13 protein-coding genes and 1 pseudogene are annotated in these 19,990 nt (G+C 72.6%); 4 read left to right on the forward strand and 10 right to left on the reverse strand.

Translation table 11 applies throughout. The features are described 5' to 3' along the window. The first annotated feature begins 10 nt into the window (after positions 1-10). On the forward strand, positions 11-1,477 hold the full coding sequence (locus tag ACFWPS_RS04245) for a sodium:solute symporter (protein WP_383700735.1): 1,467 nt from the start codon (positions 11-13) through the stop codon (positions 1,475-1,477). Positions 1,478-1,533: 56 nt separating this feature from the next. Continuing rightward, entirely contained in the window at positions 1,534-2,301 is a 768-nt protein-coding gene (locus tag ACFWPS_RS04250) for a class II aldolase/adducin family protein (protein ID WP_383700737.1), read from the forward strand. 19 nt (positions 2,302-2,320) lie between these two features. Here ACFWPS_RS04250 and ACFWPS_RS04255 read toward each other — a convergent pair whose 3' ends face one another. From ACFWPS_RS04255 to ACFWPS_RS04270, 4 genes are all read right to left on the reverse strand, one after another. Continuing rightward, positions 2,321-5,575, reverse strand: coding sequence for a Tat pathway signal protein (locus ACFWPS_RS04255; protein WP_383700739.1), 3,255 nt, complete (start codon positions 5,573-5,575; stop codon positions 2,321-2,323). Positions 5,576-5,675: 100 nt separating this feature from the next. Next, the gene (locus ACFWPS_RS04260) at positions 5,676-7,094 is read right to left on the reverse strand and encodes an NAD(P)/FAD-dependent oxidoreductase (RefSeq protein WP_383700741.1); all 1,419 of its coding nucleotides are present in this window, start codon (positions 7,092-7,094) and stop codon (positions 5,676-5,678) included. 9 nt (positions 7,095-7,103) lie between these two features. After that, positions 7,104-7,760 carry a rhomboid-like protein gene (locus ACFWPS_RS04265; RefSeq protein ID WP_383700743.1) on the reverse strand — a complete coding sequence of 219 codons (657 nt, stop codon included), beginning with the start codon at positions 7,758-7,760 and terminating at the stop codon, positions 7,104-7,106. Between the two features lie 232 nt (positions 7,761-7,992). Beyond that, positions 7,993-8,997 (reverse strand): zinc-binding dehydrogenase, encoded by a 1,005-nt coding sequence (locus ACFWPS_RS04270; protein WP_383700745.1) that lies wholly within the window; start codon positions 8,995-8,997, stop codon positions 7,993-7,995. Positions 8,998-9,150: 153 nt separating this feature from the next. Here ACFWPS_RS04270 and ACFWPS_RS04275 point away from each other — a divergent pair, with 153 nt between their 5' ends. Continuing rightward, a complete protein-coding gene (locus ACFWPS_RS04275; protein ID WP_383700747.1) occupies positions 9,151-9,837 on the forward strand; it encodes a pentapeptide repeat-containing protein in 687 nt (228 codons plus the stop codon). A gap of 98 nt (positions 9,838-9,935) precedes the next feature. Here the strand turns inward: ACFWPS_RS04275 and ACFWPS_RS04280 are convergent, their stop codons facing one another. Continuing rightward, a complete protein-coding gene (locus ACFWPS_RS04280; protein ID WP_383700749.1) occupies positions 9,936-15,188 on the reverse strand; it encodes a hypothetical protein in 5,253 nt (1,750 codons plus the stop codon). Positions 15,189-15,315: 127 nt separating this feature from the next. Beyond that, the gene (locus ACFWPS_RS04285) at positions 15,316-15,816 is read right to left on the reverse strand and encodes a hypothetical protein (protein ID WP_383700751.1); all 501 of its coding nucleotides are present in this window, start codon (positions 15,814-15,816) and stop codon (positions 15,316-15,318) included. Positions 15,817-15,822: 6 nt separating this feature from the next. On the opposite strand from ACFWPS_RS04285, the gene ACFWPS_RS04290 reads away from it, so the two are divergent. Next, complete coding sequence (locus ACFWPS_RS04290) at positions 15,823-17,235, forward strand: M1 family metallopeptidase (protein ID WP_383700753.1); 1,413 nt, start codon at positions 15,823-15,825, stop codon at positions 17,233-17,235. Here ACFWPS_RS04290 and ACFWPS_RS04295 read toward each other — a convergent pair. The 4 genes and pseudogenes from ACFWPS_RS04295 to ACFWPS_RS04310 form a co-directional block, all read right to left on the reverse strand. Beyond that, positions 17,232-17,786 carry a GNAT family N-acetyltransferase gene (locus tag ACFWPS_RS04295; RefSeq protein WP_383700756.1) on the reverse strand — a complete coding sequence of 185 codons (555 nt, stop codon included), beginning with the start codon at positions 17,784-17,786 and terminating at the stop codon, positions 17,232-17,234. The genes ACFWPS_RS04290 and ACFWPS_RS04295 overlap by 4 nt on opposite strands. A 37-nt stretch (positions 17,787-17,823) precedes the next feature. Then, entirely contained in the window at positions 17,824-18,426 is a 603-nt protein-coding gene (locus tag ACFWPS_RS04300; protein ID WP_383700758.1) for a Uma2 family endonuclease, read from the reverse strand. 52 nt (positions 18,427-18,478) lie between these two features. Continuing rightward, complete coding sequence (locus tag ACFWPS_RS04305; protein WP_383700760.1) at positions 18,479-19,336, reverse strand: helix-turn-helix domain-containing protein; 858 nt, start codon at positions 19,334-19,336, stop codon at positions 18,479-18,481. A 256-nt stretch (positions 19,337-19,592) separates the two neighbouring features. Then, a pseudogene (locus tag ACFWPS_RS04310) lies at positions 19,593-19,966 on the reverse strand (ATP-binding protein). Positions 19,967-19,990: the final 24 nt, after the last annotated feature.

Raw genomic sequence — 19,990 nt, forward strand, 5'->3', positions numbered from 1 at the left:
GGAGGATTCCATGACCGTCGACTACCTCGTCATGGCCGCATACCTGCTCGGCATCATCGGCGTCGGCTGGTGGGGCAAACGCCGCGCCGCCTCCAAGAGCGACTTCCTGGTCGCCGGCAGACGCCTCGGCCCCCTGATGTACACCGGCACGATGGCCGCCGTCGTCCTCGGCGGCGCCTCCACCATCGGCGGTGTCCGGCTCGGCTACACCTACGGCGTCTCCGGCGCCACCATGGTCGGCGCCATCGGCCTCGGCCTGCTGGCGCTGAGCGTCTTCTTCTCCGCCCGGATCGCCCGGCTGCGCGTCTACACGGTCGCCGAGATGCTCTCGCTGCGCTACGGCGACGCGGCCAGCGTGATCTCCGGCCTCGTCATGTGGGTCTACACGCTGATGCTGGCGGTGACCTCGACGATCGCGTACGCCAGCGTCTTCGACGTCCTCTTCGACGTACCGCGCTGGGTCGCGGTGGTCGTCGGCGGCACGATCGTCGTCGGCTACTCGGCGCTCGGCGGCATGTGGTCCATCACCCTCACCGACATGGTGCAGTTCGTGGTGAAGAGCCTCGGCGTGCTCGTCCTGCTGCTGCCGATCGCGGTCGTCAAGGCGGGCGGCTTCGGCGCCATGGCCGACCGGCTCCCGCACGGCTACTTCTCGCCCACCTCCATCGGCGGGCAGACCATCTTCACCTTCGTGCTGATCTACACCTTCGGCATGCTCATCGGGCAGGACATTTGGCAGCGCGTCTTCACCGCCCGCAGCGACAGGGTCGCCTCCTGGGGCGGCACCGTCGCCGGTGTCTACTGTCTGGCGTACGCGCTGGCCGGCGCGTTCATCGGCATGGCGACGAAGACCCTCTACCCGAACCTGGCCGACGCCGACCAGGCCTTCGCGACCATCGTCAAGCACGCCCTGCCCACCGGTGTCCGCGGCCTGGTGCTGGCCGCCGCGCTGTCCGCGATGATGTCCACCGCCAGCGGCGCCCTGATCGCCTCCGCGACCGTCGCCGACAACGACATCCTGGCCCGGCTGCGCCGCCGTACGGCGTCCGGGGACGGGGACCACGACGAGATCGGCTCCAACCGGCTCGCCATCGCCGTCCTCGGCGTGGTCGCCATGGGGATCGCCTGCGTCCTCGGGGACGTCATCTCGGCCCTGACCGTCGCCTACAACCTGCTCGTCGGCGGCCTGCTGGTACCGATCCTCGGCGGGCTGGTCTGGCGGCGCGGCAACCTGCAGGGCGCACTCACCGCGATGATCGCGGGCGGTACGACGGTGATCACCCTCATGGTGACCGACGGCCTGCTCGCCAACGAGCCGATCTACTACGGCCTTCTCGCCAGCCTCGTCGCCTACGTCGCCGTGAGCCTCGCGACCAGGCCGACCGACGAGACGCTCCTGGAGACGTGGCGCCGCCGCCTGGCGGGCGAACCGGCCCCGGCCGCGGCCGCCACGAGCCCGGAGCTCAGCGCGGCCTGACCGCCGCACTTCCGCACCCGCACCCGCACGTGCCCGTACCCCGCTGAAAGGCCTCGATGTCCGCCCCCTCCGCCCCCTCCGTGGAAGAACTCCGTCTGCGCCGCGAACTCGCCGCCGTCTACCGCCTGGTGGCCCACTTCCGGATGACCGACCTGATCTTCACGCACATCTCGGTACGGCTGCCCGGCCCGGAACACCACTTCCTGATCAACCCCTACGGGCTGCTCTTCGAGGAGATCACCGCCTCGAACCTGGTGAAGATCGACCTCGACGGCAACCCCGTCGAGGAGACCCCCCACCCCGTCAACCCGGCCGGTTTCGTCATCCACAGCGCGATCCACGCCGCCCGCTCCGACGCCCACTGCGTCCTGCACACCCACACCAGGGCGGGCTGCGCGGTCGCCGCCCAGGAGGAGGGGCTGCTCCCGCTCAACCAGATCTCCATGGAGTTCCACGGCAGGCTCGGCTACCACTCCTACGAGGGCGTCGCCCTCAACCTCGCCGAGCAGCGGCGGCTGGTCGCCGACCTCGGCGGCCACCCGGCGATGATCCTGCGCAACCACGGACTGCTGACCGTCGGCGAGACCCCCGCCCAGGCGTTCCTGCGCATGTACTACCTGGACAAGGCCTGCGAGATCCAGACCGCGGCGGCGGCCGGGGGAGCCAAGCTGGTCCTCCCCGACCCCGAGGTCCGCGAACTCACGGCCCGCCAACTGGCCGGGGAGGAGCACGACTCCGACCTCCAGGACGACAAGGCCTACGACCTCGCCTGGTCGGCACTGCTCCGGCTGGTCGAGCGCATCGCCCCCGACCACAAGGACTGACGCCCAGGGGGCTGCACGGTCAGGCGGTGACCGCCTTCGTCGGCTTGCTGGTCGCCGTGCCGTCCTGGTGGCCGGTGCGGTGGGCCGTGACCTTCACGGTGATCTTCTTGCCCTTCTGGGCCGCCTTCAGGGTCAGCGTGGACCTGGTGGCACCGCTGATCGCCTTGCCGTTCGCGTACCACTGGTACGTGTACGAGGTCGCGGCCGGGCTCCAGGTGCCGTGCGCCGCCGTCAGCTTCTTCCCGACCTTCGCCGTGCCGCCGACCGTCGGCGCCTTGGTCGCCTTCGGCGCGTCCCCCTTCGCGACCGTCACCGCGGCCGAGGTCGCCGACCCGCTCAGCCAGCCGCTCCGCATGGCCGTCACGGTCACCGTGAGCTTCTTGCCGAGCAGCGAGGACGGGACGGTGTACGACGCGGCGGTCGCCCCGGAGACCGCCTTGCCGTCGGCCTTCCACTGGTACGTGTAGGAGGCCGGGGTGGACGACCAACTGCCGGTGGTGGCCGTGACCTTGGCGTCCACCTTCGCCGTGCCGGTGATCTTCGGGGCGGCCGTGCTCGCCAGCTGGGGCTGGGTCACCGTGAAGGTGCCGCGCGGGTACTCGCAGCACGTGGTGAACACGCTGACGTTCCAGTCGCCGGCCGCGACACCGGTCAGGTCCAGGGTGGCCGTCACCGAGCGGTTGTCGGCGGCGACCGAGTCGGCCTTCGCGGAGACGGTCTTGCCGGAGCGGGACAGCCGTACCTCGGTGTCCGGGCCGAGGGCGGTACCGGTGACCGTGACGCTGACCTTCGTGCCGCTCACGCCGGTGGCCGGGCCGATCCCGGTGACGCTCGCCCTGTCGGGGCCGCACAGGGCGGCGGCGCAGTCCAGCCGGGCGCTGTAGGCGGTGCTCGACGCGGTCTCGGGCAGGCCGAGCAGGAGCACGGTCGGAGCGGCCTTCGACGAGGAACCGTGCACGGAGCAGTCGTAGCCCGAGCCGTTCGAGCTGACGGAGTAGGTGCAGCCGTTGGTCCAGGACGTGGTGTTGTACAGCGTCGGGACGGCGGTCGTCGTGGCGCCGGTGGTGTCCTTGACGTCGGCCGAGAAGCGGTCGAAGCCGGCCGTCGGCAGGACCGCGCAGACCGCGCTGTGTGTCTCGTCGAGGGCGCCGGTGACCGGGCCGTAGCCGTACGCCACCGACGGGACCCTGGTGCACTCGGGTGCGGGGCCGTCGGCGGTCGCGATGCGCAGGGCGTCCAGGTGGTACTCCGGTGAGGCCTTCAGCGAGACCGGGGTCTGCACCAGGACCTGGTGGGTGGTGGAGCCGGTGACTGCGCAGGAGCGGTTGGCGAAAGAGCACTCGACGCTGCCGTCCCCGTCGAGCACGGCCATGTCGGCGGTCCCCAGCGCGTCCCGCACGTTGACGTGGACGACGTCGGTGGCGGCGTCGGTGGTGATCTGGTGGCAGTCCAGGGTGCCGGGTTCGCCGTACGCGGAGGTCAGGGACGGGCCGCCGACCTCGGTCGCAGCGGTCTTCGCGCAGCCCGCCGAGGAGGCGCTCGCGCTGACGTCGCGCCGGGTCAGGGTGTACGTGGCGGCCTGGTTCCGGCCGGTGACCAGCACGGTGTGGGCGAGGCCCGGGGTGAGCCCGCACACCGTCCAGCCGTTGGTGGTGGCGGAGCGGTTGCAGACCTTCTTGCCGGTGGCGTCCAGCACCGAGAACTGTGCCGGTACGCCGCCGGAGGTGGCGATCAGCTGGAGGACCTCGGCGCCGGTGTGGGCGTCGGCGGGAATGGTCAGGCACCGGGAGAAGACGCCGTCGCCGGTGGCGAGGGAGGCCTTCGCGCCGTCGGCGGTGAAGCTGCCGGCGGGCAGCACCGGGCAGCCGTTCGCGGCGTCGGTGCGGTGGAAGGCGATCGTGTACGGGCCGACCGCGTCCGCTCCGGAGTCCTCGGTGTGCACCAGCGCCCGGTAGGGGGCGGTGCCGGTCAGCGCGCAGTCGCCGTCCGCCAGTTCCGTCGCGGTGCACTGCTCGGTGCCGGTGGCGTCCAAGACCTGCACGTCGGCGTCCACGCCGGAGGCGCCGAGCGGGGTGAGCGCGGCGATCCGGGCGCCCTGCGGGACGTCCAGCGTCAGGCAGTCGTACTGGCCCACCGTGCTCAGCTCGCCCTGGTACACGCCGGTCCCGACCGGCACGCACCCGGAGCCGGAGGCACGGTCGAGGACGGCGAGGTCGTCATGGACCTCCTTGAAGGCGTACGAGTCGTCGAGGACCGCGGTGTAGGTGCCCGCGCCCGGCAGCCGGCAGGGGTCGGACTCCCGGCAGGCGATCTTCCCGGCCGCGTCGAACACGAGGGCGGGGTCCGCGGAGTCGTCGTCGACCGCGTGGACCAGGAGGGCGGACGCCTTGTCCACGGTGAAGGTGAAGCAGGGGTTGGTGCCGAAGTCCAGGTCCCTGAGCGGTCCGAAGGGGCGCACGGAGGCGGTCCGGCAGCCCTGCGGGTCGGACAGCGAGCGCACCCTGACCGCGTACTCGGCGGGGAAGTCCGCACTGGTCACCCGGGAGAGCACCCGGTACGGGCCGGTGCCGGGGAGCACACAGCTGAGGGTGTCCTCGTCGTCCCCCGTCCGCGGGCAGACGCGGGCCCCGCTCGCGTCGGTGATCCAGGCGACCATGCTGCCGGAGGCCCTGGTGTCCCGGGAGAGCAGGACGCGTTCGCCGGGCGTGCCCTCGAAGGCCTGGCAGTCGACCTCGATCGGGCTCGCGCTGGTGCGGGTGACGAGCGGCCGGTCCCAGCCGGTGCCGACGGAGTCGCGGCAGCCCGCGGTGTCCGAGCCGAGCGGGACGACGGTGACCTGGGCGTCCTCGGTCTCCCAGCCGTTGTTGACGACCGTGACGGTGTAGGTGCCGGCCGCGGGCACCTGGCAGCGGCCCTGCTCGGAGAACTGCTCGTCGTAGCAGTCCACCTGGGTGCCGTCCGCGGCGGACATCTGCGTGTACGCCACGACGTGGCTGTCGTCCAGCGACACCAGGTACCGGCCCGCCGCCGGGGCGGTCACGGTGAAGCAGGCGCTCCCGTCGACCGGGAGGGTCGCCCTGCCGACGGCGTCCCCGGGGTCGCCGAAGGACGCGAGGGCCAGCGGCGCGCACACCGGGTCGTCGGCGCGGGCGGACCCGGCGCCGGTGAGGGTGAGCAGCGAGGTGAGCAGGGATACGACGAGGACGGTCACGGCGGTGAGCCGCCCGGTTCTCGCCGTCGTGCCGGAACCGCTGCCGGGCACGGGGTGCGCCATCAATTCCCCCCTGGAATATGAACGTTGGGGTGATGATCGCACGCAGGTGTGACACATCCTCAACGGGTTTCCGGGGCGGACGCCCGCGCCGGGTGTGGCCTCAGTGCCGCCCCGCCACCCGGTCCGCGACCCGGGCCAGCCGGGACGACTCGGTGCTCGGGTGGAGGCGTTCGCGCTGGTCGGCGGCGCGGTAGGTGGCGTACATGCCCTGGACGCCGAGCCAGCGGAAGGGCTCCGGCTCCCACTTGCGGACCTTGTGGTTCACCCACGGCAGTGCGGTCAGTTCGGTGCGGCCGCCCTGCCCGGAGTCGAGTTGCACGAGGTCCCGGAGCGTCCGGGCCGCGAGGTTGGTGGTGGCGACCCCGGAGCCGACGTAGCCGCCCGCCCAGCCGAGCCCTGTCGTACGGTCCAGGGTGACGGTCGCGCACCAGTCCCGCGGCACTCCGAGCACCCCGGACCAGGCGTGCTCGATCCCGACCCCCGCCAGCGCCGGGAAGAACCGCACGAGGATCTCGCGCAACGCCTCGACCGTCGCCGCCTGCGTCCGCCCGTCGTTGTCCGTCCGCGACCCGAACCGGTACGGCACCCCGCGCCCGCCGAGCGCGATCCGCCCGTCGGCCGTGCGCTGCGCGTACATGTACGCGTGTGCCATGTCCCCCAGGGTCTCCCGGCCGTCCCACCCCACCGACGCCCACTGCTCCGCCGTCAGCGGCTCGGTGGCGATCATCGAGGAGTTCATCGGCAGCCAGGTGCGCTTCTGGCCCTTGAGGTTCGCGGTGAAGCCCTCGGTGCAGCGCAGGACGTACGGGGCGCGGACCGTGCCGTACGGGGTGACGGCGTGCCCGGGCCGGATCTCGGTCACCGGTGTGGACTCGTGGATCTCCACCCCCAGCGCCGCCACCGCCGCCACCAGCCCCTTCACCAGCTTCACCGGGTGCAGCCGGGCGCCGTGCGGGGTCCAGGTGCCGCCCACCGCGTCGGCGACCCGGATCCGCTCCCGGGTCTCCCCGGCGCCGTACAGCTCGCGGTCCTTCTCGCCGTACGACAGCTCGTGCTCGTGGAAGGCCTTCAGACGGGCCAGTTGGGCCGGGGTGGTGGCGACCTCAAGGACCCCGCCCTTGTGCACGTCGGCGTCGATCCCCTCGGCCGCGGCGACACCCACGACCTCGTCGACGGTCTCGTTCATGGCCTTCTGCAGGCGTACGGCGGCCTCGTGGCCGTGCAGCGCGGCGTACCGGTCGCGGCCGGCGATGCCGTTGTAGAGCCAGCCGCCGTTGCGGCCGGAGGCGCCGTAGCCGCAGAACTTCTGCTCCAGGAGGGTGACCCGGAGGGAGGGGGCGGCCTGCTTCAGGTAGTAGGCGGTCCACAGCCCCGTGTACCCACCGCCGACGATCACGACGTCCGCCGACGCGTCACCGTCCAGCGGCTCCCGCACCGCCGGGAGACCGTCGTCCGCGTACCAGAAGGAGATGCCGCCGTTGACGACGCTGCCTGCCGACCTGCTTGCCGAGCTGCTCATGTGCGGACGTTAACCCTTGAGTGCGGCCAGTGTCTCCTTCGGATTCCATGCTTTTCCGCGCCCTCTGACCAGCGGATAGCAGGTGAGACCGATCAGCGCGGCGACGAAGTGTCCCAGGTCGGTGAAGGTCGGCGACTCGGTCAGCGGCAGCCCGTAGACGAGGAGGACGGCCGCCAGGTACGGATACCGCCAGGGCGTCACGATCCGGTACGCGAGCACCGCGATCACCCCGGCCAGTGCGTAACTCACCCCGATGTCCAGGGTGTTGACCGCGGAGTGCGGGGCGATGCCGTCGTGGATCCCCTTCAGCAGCGCGCCCTCGCTGATCAGGGTGGCCAGGACGTGCGCGACCACGCACACCAGCAGCCAGCGGACCGTTCCCAGCCAGCGCTCCGCCGGCGCGTGGAAGACGGTGTAGAGGAAGGCGTACGGCACCCAGTGCCCGCCGTCGATCCACATCGCGCTGGCGACCAGCACCCGCACCGGGTTGTCCGACAGCTCACGGATGTTGGTGGACCGCTGCCGCAGGAACTGCTGCTCGAACTCCGGTGACATGTGGTGCAGCGCGACGGTCGTCACGAAGAGAATCGCCAGCCAGATGTACGTGCCGGGGGCGCTGCGGACGTACGCCCACACCTTGCCGCCGAGGCCCCGGAAAAATCCCATGAGGCGATTCACGCACGATCGTGACGCCGAGTGGGTGATTGACATTCCGGATGAGCTGATCGCCCAAGGGGGCGGGGGCCGTGCGGTCTGGCGGCTGCGGCGCCGTCGTGGCTGGTCGCGCAGTTCCCCGCGCCCCTAAAAGCAGGGCGCCACTGCGGGCGCCCATTCAGGGGCGCGGGGAACTGCGCGAGCAACCCACCACGACCCGCACCCACAACACGACCGCTCCCGGTCACGGCTCCAGGATCACCTTTCCGACGGTCGCCCGGGTCTCCAGGGCGCGGTGTGCGGCTGCCGCCTCGGTCAGCGGGAAGCGTGTCAGGGCGGGGCGCAGGCGGCCGTGGGCGGCCTCGGCGAGGGCGCGGAGTTCGAGGGTGCGGAGCGGGTCGGGGCCGCCGGTCCGGCGGAGCATCGCGGGGCCGAGCAGGGACTCGGACAGCCCCTCCACGAGGTGGCCGCCGCCGCTCGCGATCCCCTCCGCGGACCAGCCGAAGACCAGGTGCCGGCCGCCCTCGCCGAGCAGGGCGACGGCCTCCCGGGCGACCTCGCCGCCGACGCCGTCGAGGACGACGGTGACCGGTCCGGAACGGGCGCGGACCTCGCCGGGCCAGCCGGGGTCGGTGTAGTCGAGGGCGAGGTCGGCGCCGTTGGCCCGGACCCGCGCCACCTTCTCGGGGCCGCCCGCGAGGCCGATCACGGTCGCGCCGGCGTGCTTGGCGGCCTGCACGAGCAGTGAGCCGATGCCGCCGGCGGCCGCTGGGACGAGGACCACCGAGGCCGGTCCCAGCTCGGCGAACTGCAGGATGCCGAGGGCCGTACGTCCCGTTCCGATCATGGCGACGGCCTCGGGGAAGCCGAGGTTCACCGGGATCTCGTGCAGCCGTTCGACATCGGTGACCGCCAGCTCGGCGTAGCCTCCCCCAGAGCTTGAAGAGCCTGGGGGGACCCCCATGGCGAAGCCGAGGTGGGCGACCACGCGCCGCCCGAGCCAGAGCCCGTCGACGCCGTCGCCGAGCGCCTCGACCACCCCGGCGACCTCGCGGCCGGGGATCGTCGGCAGGACGGTCGGCCGGGGCGCCGGGCCCTGGTGGCCCTGCCGCAGCGACGTGTCGAGCAGATGGACACCGGCCGCCGCGACGGCGATCCGCACCTGGCCCGGACCCGGTACGGGGTCCGCCACCTTCTCGTGGACGAGGTTCTCGGCAGGACCGAAGGCATGCAGAACGATGGCGTGCACAGGGACTCCCCGGGGCGATGGCCGATCCGACGGTCCGACTCTTCGACCTCAAGCACGCTTGAGGTCAAGGGCGGGCCGCCCTCTCCGCCCTCTCCGTCCTCTCCGCTTTCGCGGGTCGAGGGGATTGTCAGTGGGGGCCTGCACTATGGGGGCATGGCGAGGACAGCGGCCGGCGGGGCCGGCACAGGCAGGGTGAAGGGTGCACGGCGGCCGGAGGTGCGGCTGCCCGAGCTGGAGCCCTGGGGCGCCGGTGAGCTGGCGCCGGACGGGGACTATGACGGGCTGGAGTTCCGGGAGACGGACTTCGTCGGGCAGGACGGAGCGGGCGCCCGGTTCATGGACTGCGCGCTGCGGGACTGCGCCTTCGACGAGACGGGGCTGCGGCACGCGCGCGTGCTGGACACCGTCCTCACCGGGGCGAGAGGCGTCGGCACCGACCTGGCCGAGGCGACCCTGCGCGATGTCGAGCTGGTCGACGCCCGGCTGGGCGGCACCCAGCTGCACGGTGCCGTCCTGGAGCGCGTGGTGATCCGCGGCGGCAAGATCGACTACCTCAACCTGCGCACGGCGAAGCTCAGAGACGTGGTCTTCGAGAGCTGCGTCCTGGTCGAACCGGATTTCGGCGACGCCTCCCTGGAGCGCGTCGAGTTCACCGGCTGCACCCTGAAGGCGGCGGACTTCAGAGGGGTCACCATGAAGGACGTCGATCTGCGGGGCGCCGCGTCCCTGGAGATCGCCACCGGGGTGGAGCGCCTGGCGGGGGCGGTGATCAGCACATCCCAACTGCTGGACCTGGCACCGGTGCTGGCGGCACAGCTGGGGATCCGGGTGGAGGACTGACCAACCCCAAGGACAGCGCGCCCCATAGGGGCGCGGGGAACTGCGCGACCAGCCCCCACCGACCCGCAGCCGAGAACCGGCCGAAGCACTCAGTGCACTCAGTCCCGGGGCGTGGCCGCGGCCACCTCGCGCACCCCGAGAAGGTCGTCCGGGTCCCGGAGCCGGTCCGGCTGGGCCGCCAGCATGCGGCGGACCACCGGCTCCGGCATCCGGATCACCACCGGCCGGGGCAGGGTCAGCTCCCGCACGGCAGTGCCGGTACGGCCGGACCGCACCCGGTTGGTCACCCTCGCCACCACCCGCACGTCCAGCGTGAACTGCACCAGGACCGACGCCGACTTGGGCTTGTGCAGCGGCATCGAACCCGACGCGTTCACCGCCGCGTCGGCCGCGCCGCCCGCGCCGCCCGCGTTCCCCATCAGCTGGTTGAGGCGGAACTCGTCGGCGTTGAGCAGCCCCGCGCCCGCCAGCCCGCGTGCCGACCTGCCGTGGTCGGCGGAGCTCAGACCGTCCGTCTGGGTGGGCCGGGGCGCGTCCAGGTGACTCTGCCCCACCGTCTCGAAGGTCATCTTGTCGCCGACGCCCAGCACCCGCCCGTCCCGCAGCCGCGCGTGCAGGGACGCCCGCAGGTCCTGGCCCTCCACCCCGGTGGCGTGCACCGGCGGCAGCTCCGCCCCCGCCGAGGTCAGCAGTGGCAGCGCCGCGATCAGCCACTCGGTGGAGACGGCCTCGTGCAGGGTGTACGCGGCAGCCTGGCCCTTGGTCCGGAAGCGGTCGCCGCCGCCCGCCTCCCGGACCGCGGAGCCGACCAGCTCCCGTACCTGCGGGGCCCCTTGGAAGCCGTTCACCTGCGCCTCCATCGGCAGCCGCACACCTCCGGAGCGCCAGCTGCCGAGCGCGGCCGGGCGGTCGTCCCCCGGGCCGGGGGCCGGAGCCACCGGCCGGTGGCGGGGCGCGGTCAGCCGGGCGAGGGCGGCCAGGTCCTGGTCCAGGACGCGGTGGGTCAGCGCCTGGCGGCCCAGCGAGACCAGCGCGAGCCGGCGGTCGCCCCGGTGCAGTTCGAGGGTCGCCTCGATCGGCACCCGCATCTTCGACGACTTCGCGGTCTTCGCCTCCGCGACCGTCTTCATGCCGAGCTGGCCGCGGCCGGCCGTCCCGGAGCGCCGCGAGCCGCCCGAGCCGACGCCGAGGCCCGCCGCACCGCCCGTGCTCTTCAGCTGCCCGGCCCCGCCGTCCGGTTTCCCGGAGCCGGCGAGGATCCCCTCCACGCCGGTCGTCACGCCCTCGTCGTGGGAGGCGGCCTGCTGGGTCACGGCCGCGGTGATGTACTCCAGGTCCCGGCCGTCGTCCGCCGCACCGTCGTAGCCGCCGTCGCCGAGCCGGTTGACCTTGAACACCGCCCAGTACGGGGTCCTGCGGCCGTCGAGCAGTTCGACGGTGACCCCGCCGTCCATCGCGCCCGACAGCAGTCCCGCGCTGCCGTCGCGGTCCAGGACGCGCAGCAGTCGTTGCACGTTGTCGTTGCGGTCCGCCAGCTGCTGCCGGGGCAGCAGGTCGTCGGCGAGGCCCTGCTGCCCGCTCTCCGCGAGGCGGGTGCGGAGCCGGGCCAGCAGCGGCACGAAGTTCGGCAGGTTCTCGACCATGCCGAAGCCGAGGGGGAGCGCGCGGGCGAAGGACGGACCGGTGGTGCGCGGCGGCGCGGACGTGGTCGACCCGGCCGCCGTCTCTGCGGCGTGGCCCCCTTCTCCGGCCTCGCGCTCGGCGCCCGCCCGGGAGCTCTCGGCTGCCCGGGAGTTCTCCGCCGGTCGCTGCCCCGGCTGCCTGGGCGAGGACATCAGGGCCGGTTCCGGGTCGAGTTTCAGCTGTCGGCGGATCGGCGCCGGCAGCTGCGCCTCCGTCAGCCACACCGCCGCCTCGGCCGGCAGGGTGCGGGCGGCCGTCGCCACGTAGGGGCCGCCGCCGGTGACCTTGACCTCGGCGACCATGGTGACGAGCAGGTCGCACTGGACCAGGTACAGGGGCGCCTTCTTCGGGGTGTGGGCGTTGCGCTCGACCGTGCCGGACAGGGCCGCGGACCGGGTGTCGCCCTCGCTGGTGGTGCGGCTCCCGGAGAGGCCCTGGCCCAGGCGCCACTCGGGGCCGTTCTCCGAGCCGGTGGCGCCGAACTGCCAGGTGCTGGTGGTGCCCTGCCCCTCCTGACCGGCCGCCTGGTGGCCGCCGAGCACGAAGGTCTCGGTGCCCGGCCCCGCGCCCTGGTGCAGGAACTTCGGGTTGGTCAGCGTGAGCCGGGTGCCCACGGCCCCGTTCAGCGCGGCGAGGCGGCGCGGATAGCGCAGGTTCTTCACCACCCACCCGGAGGACGCGGCCTGCCGCAGCGACGCAGTGATGGCCTGCGGCCCGAACCGCTCCTCGATCGCCAGCCGCGGCGCGAGTCCCTCCGTCTGCAGCGCGGGATCCTCGCGGACGCCCTTGTTGCGGGCGGCGGCCCGGGACAGCAGCTGGAAGGCGAGGTCCCGGACGGCCTGGCCGTCGCCGACCGTCTCCGCCAGCTGCCAGTCCCGCAGCGGCTGCCCGACGGACGGCCGGGGCACGAGCGTGGCCAGGTCGCCGATGCCCTCGGCGGTGACGGCGTGCGCGGGCCGCGGGGCCTGTGCCCGCCGCCGGTCGCCCACCGCGTCCTGCCGCCGCCTGCCCTCCTCGTCGAGGGTGAACTCCGTCGGAGTGACCAGCCGTACGTCCTGCTCGTCCAGGTGCAGTCCCGCCAGCTGCCTGGCCTCGGGCGCGTCCTGGCCCAGGGAGCCGGGGGTGAGGGCGCGGCCGAGCTTGCGCTGCCGGGAGGTCATGGTGACGTCGACGTCGAGGCGCAGGGCAGCCCCGAAGGTGCTCGCCTTCTCGGAGCCGTTGGTGAGGACGTCCGTGCGGGTGGTGGGACCGGCCTGGTTGCGGCGGGTGCCGGAGCTGTGCCGCTCGTAGCGGGCCGAGCCGGTCAGGATGCCGGGGACGAGGCGGGCCTGGCCGAGCACGAGTCCGCCGATCGAGCGCGAACTGCCCCGTCCGCTCTGCGTGTTGCCGGTGACACCGGAGTGGCTGCGGACCAGCCAGTCGTCGGTGTCGCCGAGGTAGCCGGTCTCGCGGAGCTGTCCTCGGACGCGGATCTGCACGTCGTGGGAGTGCAGGGTGGTCTTGCGGCGCAGCCGCACCCGGATGCCGGTCGTGGTCAGCTGGTCCTTGTTGACCCGCAGGTTGGTCTCGGACAGGGCGGCCATCAGCTCGCGGTGGTTGCGCCGCTGGAGGGCGGCCTCCTCCTTGCCCGGCGCCGAAGCCACCGCATCCATGCCGAAGGCGGGAAGATAGCCGGCCAGCCGGGGATCGGTCGCGAACAGCTCCTGCACGGCCCGCACCATGGGTCTGGTGTCCAGCTGGCTGAGGGTGACGCTGGAGCCCATGGCGCCGAAGGGGAGGTGCCGTTCGACGTCGACCTCGTCGCCGTTCTCGTCGGTCCGCTTCGGCCTCTCGATGAACTCCTTGGCCTCCTTGGCCTCCTTGGTCTCCGTCGCCTCCTTGACCTCTTCGGCCTCGGTGCCCGGCGGCAGCGGCAGCCCGAGCGAGCGCGCCTCGTCGGCCCGCAGGCTCATCCACACCCGCATCGAGTGCCGGGCGACCCGGGTCCCGGGGCGCAGGATCATCTCGGCCGAGCGCGGCCCGGTGCCCTCCGCGGTGAACCGGACGGTCGCGAGGTAGAGCATCTTGTCGCCTCGGACCTCAGCGCCCTGGCGGCTGGACACGGTCTGCTCGGCCACCGTGAACCGCGCCTTGCGGGCCGCCGCGACCGGCATGGCCGTGCCCCGCAGCACGGCGGCGTTGCCGACCGCTCCGACGCCGATGGCCGGGCCCACGCCGCCGGTGACGGCACGCCCCTTGCCCGCGCTCTCGGTGACCGTGTGCTGGGTCTGCTGATGGGTGCGCAGCTGGGTCCCGCCGGTGCCCCAGGCGGGCGACATGCCGGTGATCTCGGCGTGCAGGAGGTAGCTGCCCACGCTGCTGCCGTCCTTGGCCGCCAGGTCCTCGCCGGTGACGCCGTCGCGCAGCAGCCGGGGCATGTCCTCCAGGACGGTCGCCGTGGCGGTGGCCTCGTAGAGGCGGCTGCGGCCGGGGGCTCCGGGCGCGGTGAGCGAGGGGTGCAGGACGGAGGCGACCGCGTCGAAGAGCCCGCCGCCGCCCTGGTGCGGGGCGGCGGTGTCGGTGACGGCGACCGGGGCCAGGGAGTCGGCGAGCGAGACCCGCCGGGCGGTGTCCGCGCCGACGGCCTCCGGAGCGGCGGGCGCCGCGGTCCCGGCCGGGACGAGGTGCTCGGTGGGCACGCGCTGGGTGAGGGTGCCCGAGCCGTGGAAGGTCTGCGCGTGCTGTGCCGCGTGCTGGGCGCCCTGTTTCTTGATCCGTACGCCGTACCGCACCTTGCGGGGCGCCTCGACCGAGCCCTTCTCGCTGCGCAGCACCCGGGGTTCGGCCACGTTGCGCTGGCTGCGGGACTCCCGTGAGGACTGCCAGGGCTGCGCGTTCGCCAGCCCGGCGCCGCCCAGCCACAGGCCCGGCGCGACGGGCGCGAGCCCGAAGGCCATGCCGCCGACGCCCTTGCTCGACCCGCCGCTCGCGGTGGTGGCGACGGTGGCGGCGGTGTTGTGCTGGACGTCGACCTTGGTGTCCTTGCCCTCGGCGTCGTCCACCGCGGCGAGCGGCGCCCCGTCCGGGTCGGGCACGGTGTTGGCGAGCAGGTCCTTGGGATGGAAGACCGGCGGCCGGTCGTCGGGCGCGCGGGAGACGGTGACGGTGACGTCGTACCACTCCCTGCCGCCACTGCCGCCACTGCCGCCACTGCCGTCCCTGCCGCCCTTGCCCTGGACCGCGAAGGCGCGGCCCTGCCCGTAGAAGGACTCGGGGCGGCCCGCGAGTTCGGCGGCGATGTCGGCGACCGTGCCGTCGCCGTGGCCGACGACGGCGGCCACCGCGTTCCGTACGAACTCGTGCCCGGTCAGCCCGTACGCCGTGGACAGCCCGGCGGCCTGGAAGTCCATCAGGTACGGCGGCAGCACCAGGCCGGGATCGGTGTGTTCCTCCGCGATGGGGGCCACGGGCGCCACCGGCCGGCTCCGTACCGCCGGCGGCCGCGCGACGCCCTTCCCTTTCCCCTTCGCGTCCCGCAGGGCCTGCGTGGTGGCCGCGTTCCCCGCGGTCCCCTGGAGGGCGAGCAGAGCGTGTTCCGTGGGTCCGGCGGGCCTGGCGGTGACCGGTGCCGGGGAGACCTCGGAAGAGGCGTCTTTCCCGCTGTCGCCTGCCTGTCGCTGCGTCCGCACGGAGTCAACGTAGGCGCGGCCGGGACAGCCGGAACGCCTTCCGCGGACTCCCGACGCACTTGTCACTCCCGCCTCTGCGGGGGGTCAACTTCCGTACACCCGGAGGTCGTTCAACCGACAGGGTGGGCTACGACACCCTCGGGAAGCGGGCCTGGAGCGTCCAGATCGCCGGGTTGTCGGCCAGCTCCTCGTGCATGTCGGTGAGGTCGGCGATCAGGTCGTGCAGGAAGTCCCGCGCCTCCCGGCGCAGTTCGGTGTGGGAGAAGGTGAGGGGCGGCTCCTCGGCCGGCATCCAGTCCGCCTCGATGTCCACCCAGCCGAAGCGGCGCTCGAAGAGCATGCGGTCGGTGGACTCGGTGAAGTCGAGTTCCGCGTGCTGGGGCCGGGCGGCCCGTGACCCCGCCGGATCCCTGTCCAGCCGCTCCACGATGTCGCACAGCGCCCATGCGAAGTCGAGCACCGGCACCCATCCCCAGGCTGTGGACAGTTCCCGGTCCGCCTTGGTGTCCGCGAGGTAGACGTCACCGCAGAACAGGTCGTGACGCAGGGTGTGGACGTCCACCCGCCGGTAGTCGGTCTGGGGAGGGTCCGGGAAGCGGTTGGAGAGGGCGTAGCCGATGTCGAGCACACGCCGATGGTGTCACGGCGTCCTACGATCACGAGCGTGCCCCGGTCCCCGCTGCTGCTTCCGTCCGCCCTGCTCTGCCTCGCGCTGGCCGCGTGCAGCGGCGGAGTCCACGGCACCCCGGGCGGCGCGGGCGTCCGCGACCCGTACTTCCCGAAGGCGGGCAACGGCGGCTACGACGTCGGCCACTACGGCCTCACCCTCGCCTACGACCCGGACGGCGGCCGCCTCACCGGCACCGCCGTCATCACCGCCCGCGCCACCCAGGACCTGACCGCCTTCGACCTCGACCTGAAGGGGCTGCACGTCGACACGGTCACCGTCGAGGGCAGACAGGCCCGCTGGAACCGCGCCGGCCAGGAGCTGACCGTCCGCCCGCACGACGACCTGAAGAAGGGCGAGACCTTCAGCACGACCGTGCGCTACTCGGGCCGCCCGGAGACGCTCACCGACCCCGACGGCTCCGAGGAGGGCTGGCTGCGCACCGCCGACGGCGCGCTGGCCCTCGGTGAGCCCGTCGGCTCCATGGCGTGGTTCCCCGGCAACGACCACCCCTCCGACAAGGCGTCGTACGACATCACGGTCACCGTCCCGCAGGGCCTCCAGGCCGTCTCCAACGGGGAGCTGAAGAGCGAGACGACGAAGAACGGCCGTACGACCTTCGCCTGGCACAGCCCCGAGCCGATGGCGAGCTACGTCGCCACGGTCGCCGTCGGCCACTACACGATCACCCGCTCCACCCTCTCCGACGGCCTCCCGGTGTACACGGCCGTCGACCCCACCCAGGTGGAGGCGAGCCGGACGGTGCTGGCGAAGCTCCCCGAGATCATGGAATGGGAGTCCTACAACTTCGGCCCCTACCCCTTCTCCTCCATCGGTGCGATCGTCGACCGCCCCGCCGACTCCGGGTACGCCCTGGAGACCCAGACCCGGCCCGTCTTCCCCGGCGCCCCCGACACCGCGACCCTCGTCCACGAACTCGCCCACCAGTGGTACGGCGACTCCGTCACCCCGAGGACCTGGCGGGACATGTGGCTCAACGAGGGGTTCGCGACCTACGCCGAGTGGCTGTGGGCCGAGGATTACGGCGGCCGGACCGCCCAGCAGACCTTCGACAGGCTCTACGCGGGCTCCGGGGACAGCGACCTGTGGGCGTTCCCGCCCGCGGAGCCGTCGAGCGTCGCGCACATCTCCGACCGGCCGGTCTACGACCGCGGCGCGATGGTCCTCCAGAAGATCCGCCAGAAGGTCGGCGACGACACCTTCTACGACATCATCCAGGGCTGGGCGGCCGCCCACCGCCACGGCAACGCGGACACCGCCGAGTTCACGGCGTACGTCGAGAAGAAGGCGCCCGGCAAGGACTTCGCCACCATCTGGAAGGACTGGCTGTACGGCGACGGCAAGCCGTCCCGGCCCTAGGCGCCCGTACCGTCCGTACCGTCCGTACCCAGCTCCTTGCCCAATTCCTTGCGCAGCACGGCACACGGCCGGCTGCGTTCGAGATCCGGGCGACGGTCGATCACCTCGTACCCGAGCGCGGTCCAGAAGGCGAGCCCCTTCGGACTGCCCTCCAGCACGGCGAGCCGCACGGCGTCCCGCCCGGCCGCCCGGAACCGTCCCTCGACGCTCTCCGCGATCCGCCGCCCGTACCCCTTCCCCTGTGCCCCCGCATCCACCATCAGCAGCCCGATCCATGGATCCGGATCGGCCGGGTCGGGGTGCCGGGCCAGCGTGACGACCATCCCGACCAGCCGCCCCTCGGCCCGCGCCAGCAGCACCTCCGCATCCGGATGCGCCAACTCGTCCGCCAACTCGGCGGCCACCTGCTCCGGCCGGATGTCGTCCGGGTCCGGGAAGTCGCCGCTGAGCGCCTGGAACTCCCGGTTGGAGGCGTACAGCGCGGTGAGCTCGGAGAGGACCGGGGCCGGGATGTCGTGATCGGGGGTGAGGGCGACGGGGTCGAGGATCATGCGGGCAACCTATCCGGCCCTCGTCGGCGCGGGACCGTCACTGCCCCGAGGGCTGGTAGCGGGGCAGACCGTCCGTCGCGATGGTCCACTCTCCGATCGTGACGTCCTCGCCGTAGACGAAGTCCTTGCGGGTCGCGTAGCGCGGGCCGTCGGGGGTGGGGTGGATGTCGGTGAGGACGGTGCCGGTGCCGGTGCGGGGGTCGAAGATCGCGTAGACGGGGATTCCGATCAGGGGGTAGTCGCGCATCTTGGCGACCCAGTCGTTCTCGGGGTTGGAACGGGAGACGACCTCGATGGCGGCGATGAGGGTGTGCGGGTCGAAGGAACCTGGCACATCCATGTCATCCCAAGCGATCACCATCAGGTCGGGGCGACGCATGATGCCCTCGGACTCATCCTCGACATCGGGCTCGCCCGTGTGGGCCACGAGCTCCTCCGGCATCACCCTTTCGAGGCGTTTCCGGAGATGTGCTGCGGTCAGCTCGTGTGGGCCGACGGGCGCCATCATGTCGTGAACGATCCCTTCCTTGGTGACTTCGAATTTGCCTGGCACCGTGTCGTCGGTGGACCGGATGAAATCCCGCATGGCCCGGTACCGGTGGGAGGCGCCCTGCCGCGCGTTGTCGGGTGCGATGGTCATGGCGCTCGCTCCTCGTCGTCTGTGCCCAGGGGCAAGGATCGTCGCTTTCATGCTAGGTCTCCTCAGGGAGATCGGTTCGGCAGTCGCGGCAGAGGCCGGGGGCCGGGGCGCGGAAGCCTCGGTCGCAGCTGTCGCAGTTGTGGATCCGGGTGGGTGCGGCTGGTGGCGGAGCCGGTGCGCGGAAGGGGGGTGGCGCGGGCAGCCGGTCCGTCAGGCGGTGGGCCAGGAGGGCGGCGGGCCTGTGGAGCGGTTCGGCCGGCAGGTCTGCGGTCAGGGCGTGCCGTACGGCGCTGGGGGCGATGTCGCGTTCCAGCCAGGCGGCGACGCCCGGGGCCAGATGGTCGGCTTCGACGGCCGACAGCAGCAGCCGGGAGTCGTGGCGGCGGAGGTCCGCGAGCAGGTCCAGGGCCTTCTGAAGGAGCGCGGGGGAGGGGCAGGCCGGGCGCGGTACGGGTGGTAGGGCCTTGCGGGCGGGCTTCTGCGGTGGCTTCGGTCGTGCCGCGGCTTCGGGCCGGCGGGCGCCGCTGCTGTGGCCGGGCCGGTTGCAGAAGACCGTGCGGGTGATGATGCGGCCGTCGGGCAGGCGTACGCGTTCGCGGCGCAGGTACCCGACCGCCTCCAGCTCCCGCAACGCGGCCGCGATTCGGGTCCTGCCCTCCTTCAGGCGCTCCGCCAGCGTCTTGATGTCGACCCGGGCGCCGGTCGGAAGCGACTGGATGTGCACGCCGATCCCGACCGCGAGCCCCGACAGGTCGGGGTGCTGGGCGAGGTCGTTGCCGATCACCACGAAGTGCGAGGTGTGGCGGGTGTTCTCGTGAATGAGTCCACCGCCGGACCCCCGGTTCGGGTGCTTCTTCGCGGCAACACGGGGCTTGGCGCACGAGGGCGCGCTAGGGTTTTTCGTATCCATCGGGAAGGGCTGTCTTCCTAGGTGGTCAGGCCCTCGCACTGGGATTGCCGTCCCGGCGGGGGCCGAAGTTTTTCCGCGGTTGTTGCGCTGAGCGTAGGGCACGCAAACCGCCTCAAATCCAGCCCACTTGGGCATATTCACTCGTGGGAGTGACTCTGCGCGACGGGCGGGAGGGGTGGGGCTTGGCGGGGTTCTTTCTCCTCGTTTCGTTCCTTTGGTGGTGACGTCCCTCGCGACCGAAGCCCGCGTTTCCGGGCTACGGCGTCACACCGATCTCCGCCCACACCGTCTTGCGCGGCGACAGCCCCGGTGCCACGCCCCACTTGTCGGCGAGCGCCTCGACGAGGACCAGACCCCGGCCCGACTCGGCATCCGGCGCGAGGAGTCGGGTGTGCGGCAGGCGGTCACCGCGGGTGTCCGTGACCTCGATCCGCAACGTGTCTCCCACGACGTAGAGGAGGAGGCCGAAGTCGCGTCCCGACACCCTCCCGTGCGTCGCCGCGTTCGCCGCCAGCTCGGCCACGATCTGCCTCGCCGGATCCAACGGCAGCCCCCAGGGCGCAGTTGCTCGGTGGCGAGCAGACGGGCCAGGCGGGCGCCACGCGGCGTGGGCGAGAACCGCAGGCTCATGTTGCGGACGGGGGTGGAGATTTC

The sequence above is a fragment of the Streptomyces sp. NPDC058457 genome, from assembly GCF_042720695.1.
In the GTDB taxonomy this organism is placed as follows: Bacteria; Actinomycetota; Actinomycetes; order Streptomycetales; family Streptomycetaceae; genus Streptomyces.